This window comes from Shimia sediminis (genome assembly GCF_003990645.1).
GTDB classification, from domain to species: domain Bacteria; phylum Pseudomonadota; class Alphaproteobacteria; order Rhodobacterales; family Rhodobacteraceae; genus Shimia; species Shimia sediminis.
Genome location: NZ_RYZK01000021.1, coordinates 1 through 8,187 on the forward strand (window position 1 = coordinate 1; position 8,187 = coordinate 8,187).

An 8,187-nucleotide genomic window follows, 5' to 3' on the forward strand; every position below is an offset into this window, starting at 1 on the left:
GGGAAGGGCAGGGGGGATAGTTGCCCACAGTCCTATGAAGGGGTGCGGCCACGCCCTTGAGACATGCCAAAACCCCGCTCTCGGGTTTGCTCACGATCTCGGCGGGTTTCAAAGGCTTCACGGCGTTCGCGGTTGTAGGCTTTCCAGTCGGCTCGGATTTCCTTCCATGCTTCATCCTGTTCAGATTTCAGGCTGTCGCAGTCATCAAGGAATCTGGTGCGGGTTTCTTCAAACTGACGGTCAAAATCTTGCTTCGCCTGCGTCATGGCTTCATTGATTTCAGCCTTGATCGCACGGCTAAGCTCTGCCCGTTCGTTGTCCTGCTTCATCATCAAAATATCGCGCTGTAGCACAGAGGAAAAAGCCGCCTGCAACGCCTTAAAACCTTTCCCCTCGCGAACCATCTGGCGGACACTCATAGCGCCATACCAGATACGCCCCACGGCGGTTTTTTGTTCCCTGTGGAACTGATACCGCTCTAGTTGCTGTCGCCTGAACAGGGTTTTCCATTCTGGTTTGTGGGCTTCCTTGATGGCGGCAGATTGTGCCTTCATCGTGGGGGACATTTGCGCCCGAATGGCTTCTTTCTCGATGGCGTAACTTTGCTTCAGGGCATCCCATTCGAGGCGGCTTTTCTCCTTCAGCTCGGCGGATTTCTCCTGAATGACCGTCGCCCGATCGTTCTGCTGGCGCTTCATGAAATCCATGGTGCGCTTCACATTTTTTTCCGCTTTCTGCCGCTCGTGCACATTGCGGGATTTTCGCTGTGCGTTGACCTTCTCTCCCTGCGCTCGTTTGTTGGCATTGGCCAAGCGCCCTTCGGTGACAATCAATCCATTATCGCGTTCAAATTTCTTCGCCCATGACGACAATTTGCGGCGCGAGTTGGAAAGCTTGGATCGCTTTTTTCCATCCGCGCCCATCTGTGGGCTGGCGGCGCTCATGCCGTTGGCAGGATCGATGAGGTTCACCATCACATGAATGTGGTTGTGGGCTTTGTCGGTATGCTCCACGGCCATGGCTTGATGATCGTCAAGCCCCAAAGCCTTGAGCGATTCAGCAACGGCGCTTTGCTGGATTTCGGGGGTAAGTTCATCCTCTGGGTTGAAGTTGATCGAGTAGTGATAGACCGTATTTTTCACGGCCTTTCCCTTCTTGATCCCCGCGGCTTCTTTCAGGGCGTTGGCACTGTTGGCAGTTGCCAACATCAGGCGCCAAGCCTGATCCGCATCAGCTCCCGCGAGGTTGTAGGTCTGTGACCATCCAACCCGTTCAGACGTGGTGCGGGATTCCTCGCCCTGACGTTTTTCATCATGCAGGAGATAAGCGGATAATCCTTTGAAGGATTTTCCTTGCGTGATCTCAACGGGATTCATGGCGGGTTAGAATTTTCAGGTGGGTGTTGATCGTAGCAACAAGCGCGGGAAGTTCTGGCGGTGCATGGCGGCCTGCGTTCATGTGCTTGGTGATCTGATTCAGATTTACACCAATGCGCAGGAGCGAGGTTGCCAGCTTGTCGCGGGTTTCGCGGTCAGCACTTTGCGGGGGAAGTGGAACCCCCAAAGTGCGCCGGCGAATGTACTCGGACAAGGTGAGGCCAAGAGCATGGGAACGGCGTTCCAGCTCGGCACGTTCACGCATGGTGTAGAGCACTGTCGTTTGACAGTCTCGGCGCTCATCGGGTGAAAGTTTTGGCCGTCCCATGGTGCGTCAGTGCTCCTTTCTTGGGGGGTCTTTAGGGGGGATTTCCCACCCTGAACCAGAGTATTTATGTAAATAAATACACATCTGGCTATCCCAAGTCATTACCGTATCAAAAAGCCCTTAACTCAAAGTTAAGAAATGAACCGTTGCCACAGGTGCCAGTTCGTATTTTTGCGCCTGTCCATTTTCTCCATCATCGGCCACCATCACGCAAAAATGCGAAGGGTCGAACATGGAACAAAAGCCGTGGCAGATAGCACTGGAAATCGTCATGCTGACGGTTCCCATTTGCATCGGCTTTCTGGTCTGGGTGTATGTCGGCGCGGATGATCTGGGCAGGTGGTGGCAATGGCAATGGGAGCCATACACTGACCTCTGGAACACGCATTTTCGGGATTTCTTCGCCTATGAAGGGCGCGGCTATGTTGTGGCGCTTTATCTGGCGGTGGGAGTTTTCCTGCTGTGCGTTTCGTTCCGTCTGTCGGTGTGGCTGGCGAAGTTCCTGATTGCCTTCTGTCTCGCCAAGGCGGTGCTGGGCTTCAATCAGGCGGTGCAGATCGATCCACCAGAACCGCTCCTAATCGCGATAGCTCTTGCGGCTGGTGTGTGGATTGTCATCGCCCGTTTTCTCGCCCGTATCCAGTGGGGGCAACTCTGGCGGGGAAAAGCTTATGGATCGGCAAGCTGGGCGAGTCCGTGGCAACTCTGGCGGGCTGGGCTTTGGAAAAAAGGCGGGCTGTTTCTGGGGCGCTCATGGGGGCGTGATCTCTACCACAACGATGAAGGCCATATCATCACCATTGGCGGTGCTGGTGGCGGCAAATCAACGGGTTTGGTCATTCCTGCCCTTCTGGAACTCACTGAAGGCTCTGTGATCGTCACAGACCCTTCAGGAGAGCTTACGGCCATAACATCACGCCACAGGGCTGAGAACGGCCGTGTGGTGCTGTTAAATCCGTTCCAAGAGGTATTCGAGCAAGGCACGGGACTGAATTATCCAGATACGGGGTTCAACCCCATGTCGATTATTGATCCCAAGCTATCCACTTTCAAAGCTGATTGCGATGTGCTGGCACGGTATCTCATGGTCACAGATCGCAGGGAAAGCGGCTCATATTGGAACGATGAGGGCAAAACCTTCCTTGCCCTCGTGATCGGTGCAACTGTGCTTTATGAGGATGAAGAATTGCGCAACCTGTCGTTCATCTATGAGCGGGCGCGCGATAGCTCAGAAGCCCTTTTGTGGTGGCTTGGCGATATTATCGACCACGGCCACCCCGCCCTGAAATATGAGGCGGAAGGCTACATGGATATCATCAAAACAGCGCCGCAACAGTGGCAAGGCATCATTCGGAAGGCGGCAACGGCAACGGAACGCTATGCCCCTTCAACGCCTCTGGGTGAGCATGTGAAGAAAAACGGTTTCGATGCTGGCGACCTCAAACGCGAAAACATCACGGTTTATTTGCTGGTTCCATCGGGGCAACTCACAACAGCTTTGCCATGGATGAACATGCTTATGGGCGTTTTTGGAATTGCTGTCGGTCGACCAGGTGCGGCACGTCCCGTGACGCTCCTAGTCGATGAAGCGCCAAGTTTGGGATATCTGCCAGATCTCTTGCCCTTCATGGGGCAATTCAGAAAAGCCGGCCTTCGCGTGTGGATCTTCACGCAAACCATGGCGCAACTCGCCAGTGATGAGCTTTACGGTCAAACAGGTTTCAAGGCGATTTTTGGCCTCTGCTCGATCAAGCAATTTTTCTCCATCCGTGAACCCGAAGTGGCAAGGCTCGTATCCGAAGCGGCGGGGGAACGAACGGCAAAAAGCCATCGTGATAACCCTTCTGGGGAATCTGCTGGTGAAGTCGGTGTGCCGTTGATCCGTCCTGAAAAGGTGCGTGGAATGCGCAAATGGCGGCAGATCATCATCATGGATGAAATGGCCTCACCAATCAAAGCGCGGCTTGTTCCCTACTTCAAACGGAAGCGATGGAACGAGATGGCGGACAAGAACCCTTACCGAAAGAGTACCTGAGAATGCTTGTAGAATGCGAAGACTGTAAGAACCCCGTGAGTGTGAAAGCAAGTGCTTGCCCTAAGTGCGGCGCGCCCATCCACACTCCCCTGAAAGAAACAGAAGAAACAATCGGCGGCGTCATACCAAAGGGAGAATGGGATGAGTTCATGTCAACCATGGGAAAGGCCGTACCCTTCGCTATAGTGGCCACTATAATTTTCAACCTATTTTTCTTTGAAAGAAGCCTTCGCTTCTTGGCCGAAACCATCATGAAGAACGAGGGTGTCTGGGGTATTGATCGAGCCTTCTTTCACATAACAACCGATTACTCCGCCATAGTGGAGGAGATGGGTTGGGGTGCTTACATCGTTCCGTTCTTAGTGTTTCTCGGGATTTACTATGGCATTAGAGCAGTTTTCAAATGACGACCGTTGGAAATTTGCAATGCGGTCTATGAATTTGATAATATACTATAAACAAGAGATTTTTAGGAGAATATATGAATTTTAGTTTTAATAAGGCAGCACGTGTAGCCAAGTACATCACGAGTAAGTTCTCTCTCAAAAAGGCGTTTGGCATCGGCGCGGTTACAGCAGTTACTGCCGCCCCTCAAAAGACTGGTGAGTTCATCGGATCGCGGGCAACTGGCTTGTTCAATGGTCTGGCACGCGGGGTCGGTCGAGGGATGCTTGAAAATCCTGTGGTTCTGGCTACAGGTTTGGCCGCTCTAGCGGTTGTTGGTTCTGCCGTTTGGAGCAGGTTGTCGCGCTAGTGCCCTCCAGAACTCTTGCCGTCATGGTCGGATTCGGTCAGGTTGATCGCAATTCGTTCCCAAGAAAGCAGTACAATGCGTCTTATCAGCCTACTCCACCTAGTTATTTTTACTCTTGCACCTCCCGCTCTTGCACAGGAGAAAATCCCTCCCGAACGAATGGTTGAGCTTTTTAAAGCAAGTCCGATTGAATGTGTCTTGCCATCAAACGGTGCTCAAGGTTGTCGCTCTGTCGAAGTATATAGCTTCCTTACCGACACCAGAGGCTTTGTTACGACAACAACTGCTTTTGAAATCAATGACACAGAGTTTCTTCGAATGCACACCACGGATTCATTCCGCGTTACGGATAGTGGCTTCTGTTCTACAGGAGCACAGGCAATCAAAGACGCTCATCTAGAAGTAGTGAGACAACTAGATTACCAAGGTGATTTCAAAAGATACGATCTGAAAGACGACTTCCGCGAGATTGTCCAAAAACAGTTTCTCAACCCAGTGATTGCAGTTTTTGATTCGTCAACTTACTGCGCCAAGTATTTTATTCCTCAAGACCAATCGCAACCAAATGAGATTGAGTTCATCGGATATCTGGATGGCGAGGTCTCTAATGAGGGCCGTTCTCTTCTGTTAGGCATGGATGAAGAATCTCGGATCATACTTTCGCCTGAGGAATAGAGACGTATGGCTCTTATTACCTGCCTAGCTTGCCAGCAGCAAATTTCGGATCGTTCTGAGGCGTGTATCCACTGCGGCCACCCGTTAGATAATGCCGAATCTCGACCAGCACCATCACCATGGGAAAATCCCAAGCCAACAACGCCTAGCAATCCAAACGCTCTGCATGTGCGGCGAGACTTAGGACGCTTACAGCTCAAAGCTGCCCTTTATGGCTATCTTACTGCCGCTGCTGTGCCGCTGCTGTTACCGTGGGGAAATCTCGTCTTGTTCTTTGCCTCCCTCTTCGTGAGAAAGAATCGAGGCGATGTTGGAGCGCTTCTTAAGACAGGAGTGCCCCCCGTAAACAGATGGTGGGATTATGCTATGACGTTTGAAGGATGGGGACTCGTGGTGTGGGCTGTACTCTTTTTTCTAGCTTACCTGCTTGTGAGCGGGATTCAGGCAACCGCTGCCGCTATGTTTACACACCACTGGACGCACCAATACATCAAATCTCTTCCAAACCCTGACGAGGGCGGCTTTGTTCAAGAAGAGCTCACCCGTGCGAATAGAGCTATTCTAACGGTTGTCTCAGCTGACGAGAAAGATAATCATATTTGGCGAATTTATCCCAGTTGGTTGCTCCTATTGCCGTTCTGTTTTGCAGCATGCACGGCGAGTTTGTATCTCTGGAAATGAGGATACCCCCTGTATCTGCCTTACACCCCATAGGGGTCGAAGCCCTTGCCAAGTGTGGCGCGGGTTTTGTTGGTCAGGCTGGTGGCCGTTTTTCCCCTGCTTTCCGTCGCCGCTTCGCTGATCCCGAAAAGAGCCGTGACAGGTTGCCCGTCAAGGATTTACCAGCTTGCTGGCGCGAAGCGTCCTTGATGGGTGTTCTGTCATGGATCAGGGATCAAATCAGCGAACGGCCTCGGAAACAGATTAGGGAAAAATCCCCCTGCTTTTTGTTGTGCGAAGCGCAACTTTAGGCGCGTATCGGCGTAAGCCGATTTATAGCGCCTTGAGTATCTGCCCATGGGGCAGATTCCTTTTATCCACAGCTTCGCTGTGTTGTTCTAGTGTTCTAAGATGGTGTTCCCCCCTAAATCACTGAACTGAATCAATAACTTAACGAGGTTAAGGGGTACAAATTCAGCGGTTTTTTTGATTCAGGGGTACAAATTCAGCGTTAAGGGGTACAAATTCAGCGTTTAGTCATAACTCATTCAGGGGTACAGATTCAGCGCCTTTTCTCCCCCTCAAGGGTACATGTGGATGACTTTTTTTATCCCTGTTGTACCCCCAAGTAAATTGATACGCTCTTGTGTATGAGTCGGGCAGAAGCACAAGATTTAGGATTATTCACCGAAAGTGAGCTGGAAGGGATTCAGCCCACTGGATCGCCTTGGATCATTTCAAATGACGATCCTGCAACCGTTCCCGTTCCGCTTCAAACGGTCATTGTGAAGGTCGAAGGGCCATACACGGAACGTGACCGCAAGCTGTGGGTTTTCCTGCTCCATGCTGTCTTTGACGAGCTGGGCGAAAAACCCATTCACAGCTTGCCAGTGCGCGACATCAATGCCGTGTTTCGCAAACTCGGTGGAGACCATGGCACCAACTGGCTTTGGGAAAGCGCCAAGCGCCTCGCCAAAACCACCGTTGAATGGGAATACACCCTTGGTGATGATCGCATCATGGGCGTTGATAACCTGTTCGGCGCACAGGTTCATAAGAAGGCGCGAGACACAGGAACACTCAATTTTGCTTTCCCCCAATTGCTGATACCAATCATCAAAGACCCGTCACGCTTTGCCCGTCTGCGAGTGCATTTTCTGCTTAAGCTGTCGGGCAAATATGCCGTCACTCTCTATGAAATTTTGGAAGCCTATGTGAATCGCCGTGACGGGCAATGCCGTGTCAGCATCGATGAGCTGCGCACTTGGCTGAAAGTTCCGCCCGATTCCTATCCTGACTGGAAAAACTTCCGTCACCGTGTTCTGAAACCCGCCATAAAACAGATCAATGATGATCCTCTAGGCGCGGGTTTTTCAGTCGAATATGAACCAATCCGCAAGGGTCGGTTTTATGATGAAATCATCTTCCATCTGACCAAAACACCAAAGCGGATTCAGTCTGATAAGCTTATCAAGCTGGCCGCAGGTGATGCCAACACCATACGCGATGCAAAGGCCAAAGGTCGCCCCGCCCTGCTTGCTGAGGATATCGAAAAGGTGGCGATAAATACGCACTACGCTTTCGACATGGAAGAAATGGAACGCCAGTTCTGGGCGTACTGGGAAAGCAAGGGCAAACCTGACTTTCAGAAAGGTGTGGCCGTGGCCTTCAAAGGCTTCGTTGATAAGAAATTCCAACGGGCGAAACAGCGGCGGCGATAGGCTAAATTCCCTAATGTACTCAACAGCCGCAAAGACAGCCCCCTACCCTACTAAACGCGCCCAGAAACCGCGTTTTGATGGTTCTGGCGCTCTTTCCCGTTGGTCAGTCAAAACAGCAAGCGCCTGCATGTGTTCACGGCTACGGCGCTCTGCTTCGGTCTTTAAGTCCTCGATCTGATCCACCAAAACTTGGCGCTCCCGCTCGTGCATCGTGTCGATAGTCGCCATTTGTTCACGGAGCATCTTAACTTCGGTCTCTAGCGCACTGTTTCCAATAGAGTTTTGGGGCGTTTCTGTTGGGGTTGTATCTTGGTTTTCTGTAGTGTTCGGCAACGGGTTGGCCTCCATCCACCTTTGAAGCTCCGAGGGGTCAATCTGCCACCTGCCCTTTTCATCCTTTTGCGCTGTAATTTGCCCGTTTGTAAGGGCTTTTGACAATGTGCCTTTCGCCCTGCCCGCGTGTTTTGCGGCCTGTCCTAGTGTGAGTTTCATAGTGTTCATCGCCTGTTTTTGCTGGGGTTTCCCTTTGGTTTTATGGCGTTCATGGTAGCGGGTTTCTGAACACTTGGGAAGGGCAGGGGGGATAGTTGCCCACAGTCCTATGAAGGGGTGCGGCCACGCCCTTGAGACATGCCAAA

The 8,187-nt window shown here is 51.7% G+C and carries 9 protein-coding genes; 6 read left to right on the forward strand and 3 right to left on the reverse strand.

All coding sequences use genetic code 11. From position 1 onward, the window contains the following. Positions 1-32: 32 nt before the first annotated feature. Together EK369_RS21055 and EK369_RS21060 are read right to left on the reverse strand one after the other, a co-directional pair. Positions 33-1,376 (reverse strand): relaxase/mobilization nuclease domain-containing protein, encoded by a 1,344-nt coding sequence (locus tag EK369_RS21055; RefSeq protein WP_127116253.1) that lies wholly within the window; start codon positions 1,374-1,376, stop codon positions 33-35. Continuing rightward, on the reverse strand, positions 1,363-1,704 hold the full coding sequence (locus tag EK369_RS21060) for a plasmid mobilization protein (RefSeq protein WP_127116254.1): 342 nt from the start codon (positions 1,702-1,704) through the stop codon (positions 1,363-1,365). Before EK369_RS21060 ends, EK369_RS21055 begins: the two co-directional genes overlap by 14 nt. A 232-nt stretch (positions 1,705-1,936) precedes the next feature. On the opposite strand from EK369_RS21060, the gene EK369_RS21065 reads away from it, so the two are divergent. The 6 genes from EK369_RS21065 (at position 1,937) to EK369_RS21090 (ending at position 7,549) form a co-directional block, all read left to right on the forward strand. Further along, positions 1,937-3,739 carry a type IV secretory system conjugative DNA transfer family protein gene (locus tag EK369_RS21065; protein ID WP_127116255.1) on the forward strand — a complete coding sequence of 601 codons (1,803 nt, stop codon included), beginning with the start codon at positions 1,937-1,939 and terminating at the stop codon, positions 3,737-3,739. A 2-nt stretch (positions 3,740-3,741) separates the two neighbouring features. Then, positions 3,742-4,146 (forward strand): hypothetical protein, encoded by a 405-nt coding sequence (locus EK369_RS21070; RefSeq protein WP_164727072.1) that lies wholly within the window; start codon positions 3,742-3,744, stop codon positions 4,144-4,146. A gap of 74 nt (positions 4,147-4,220) precedes the next feature. Continuing rightward, positions 4,221-4,493, forward strand: coding sequence for a hypothetical protein (locus tag EK369_RS21075; protein WP_127116257.1), 273 nt, complete (start codon positions 4,221-4,223; stop codon positions 4,491-4,493). Between the two features lie 75 nt (positions 4,494-4,568). Next, positions 4,569-5,168, forward strand: coding sequence for a hypothetical protein (locus EK369_RS21080; RefSeq protein WP_127116258.1), 600 nt, complete (start codon positions 4,569-4,571; stop codon positions 5,166-5,168). A gap of 6 nt (positions 5,169-5,174) precedes the next feature. Next, positions 5,175-5,849, forward strand: coding sequence for a hypothetical protein (locus tag EK369_RS21085; RefSeq protein ID WP_127116259.1), 675 nt, complete (start codon positions 5,175-5,177; stop codon positions 5,847-5,849). A 629-nt stretch (positions 5,850-6,478) separates the two neighbouring features. Next, entirely contained in the window at positions 6,479-7,549 is a 1,071-nt protein-coding gene (locus EK369_RS21090) for a replication initiation protein (RefSeq protein WP_127116260.1), read from the forward strand. 42 nt (positions 7,550-7,591) lie between these two features. Here EK369_RS21090 and EK369_RS21095 read toward each other — a convergent pair. Then, a partial coding sequence (locus tag EK369_RS21095; RefSeq protein ID WP_206198140.1) for a helix-turn-helix domain-containing protein occupies positions 7,592-8,187 on the reverse strand: 596 nt, incomplete at its 5' end.

Excerpts from the sequence above, each read along its gene's own strand:
- EK369_RS21055 (WP_127116253.1), bottom strand. The coding sequence starts at position 1,376 with ATGAATCCCGTTGAGATCACGCAAGGAAAATCCTTCAAAGGATTATCC.
- EK369_RS21060 (WP_127116254.1), bottom strand. The coding sequence starts at position 1,704 with ATGGGACGGCCAAAACTTTCACCCGATGAGCGCCGAGACTGTCAAACG.
- EK369_RS21065 (WP_127116255.1), top strand. The coding sequence starts at position 1,937 with ATGGAACAAAAGCCGTGGCAGATAGCACTGGAAATCGTCATGCTGACG.
- EK369_RS21070 (WP_164727072.1), top strand. The coding sequence starts at position 3,742 with ATGCTTGTAGAATGCGAAGACTGTAAGAACCCCGTGAGTGTGAAAGCA.
- EK369_RS21075 (WP_127116257.1), top strand. The coding sequence starts at position 4,221 with ATGAATTTTAGTTTTAATAAGGCAGCACGTGTAGCCAAGTACATCACG.
- EK369_RS21080 (WP_127116258.1), top strand. The coding sequence starts at position 4,569 with ATGCGTCTTATCAGCCTACTCCACCTAGTTATTTTTACTCTTGCACCT.
- EK369_RS21085 (WP_127116259.1), top strand. The coding sequence starts at position 5,175 with ATGGCTCTTATTACCTGCCTAGCTTGCCAGCAGCAAATTTCGGATCGT.
- EK369_RS21090 (WP_127116260.1), top strand. The coding sequence starts at position 6,479 with ATGAGTCGGGCAGAAGCACAAGATTTAGGATTATTCACCGAAAGTGAG.